This is a genomic window from Shewanella sp. GXUN23E (genome assembly GCF_050865035.1).
GTDB lineage: Bacteria > Pseudomonadota > Gammaproteobacteria > Enterobacterales > Shewanellaceae > Shewanella.
The window spans coordinates 1-812 of the sequence record NZ_JBOZWP010000055.1 but is presented as its reverse complement, the minus strand read 5'-3'; the positions used below and the strand labels follow the sequence as shown (position 1 = coordinate 812).

Here is an 812-nt window from a genome sequence, read left to right as displayed (position 1 = left end):
CTGAAGATGACGTTGCCATCCTGGTCGGTGACGGTCACGCTGTCACCCACGGCGGTGCCGCTGCCCAGGGTGATGCTGATGTCGACCTGGCCACTGAGCTCGCTGTCATTGATGTAGCCGTCGTTGTTGGCATCCTCGGTGATGACCACGGTCGGTGCGCTCGGGGCGCTGCTGCCATAATCCAGGGTCGCGCTGTCACTGCCATTGGCGGTGTTGCCGGCCACGTCGGTGACGGTGGCGGTAATCACCAGAGTGGTGCCGGTGGCCGGTGCATCCACGGCCAGCTGCAGGCCGTTATCCAGCATGTCCTGGGTGACTGCGCCGCTGAAGATGACGTTGCCATCCTGGTCGGTGACGGTCACGCTGTCGCCCGGTGCGGTGCCGGCGCCCAGGGTGACGGTGATGTCTATCTGGCCGCTGAGCTCGGCATCACTGATGAGGCCGTCGTTGTTACTGTCTTCGGTAATCACCACGGTAGGCGCGGCCGGAGCGCCGGTGCCCACGCCATAATCCAGGGTAGCGGCATCTGAGCCACTGGCGCTGTTGCCGGCCACGTCAGTGACGGTGGCGGTCACGGTGAGGGTGGTGCCACTGGCCGGTGGGTTGATGGCCAGACTGAGGCCATTATCCAGCATGGCCTGGGTGACGGGGCCACTGAACAATACATTACCGGCCTGGTCGGTCACGGTCAGGGTATCGCCCAGCGCGGTGCCGGCGCCCAGGGTGACGGTGATGTCCACCAGACCACTGAGCTCGCCATCATTGATGTAGCCATCATTGTTACTGTCTTCTGTAATCACCACAGTCGGGGA

General features: G+C 63.7%; 1 pseudogene. It reads right to left on the bottom strand.

The window, feature by feature from the left end:
• Nucleotides 1-812: pseudogene (locus ACRRUX_RS20565) on the bottom strand (hypothetical protein); the annotation flags it as partial.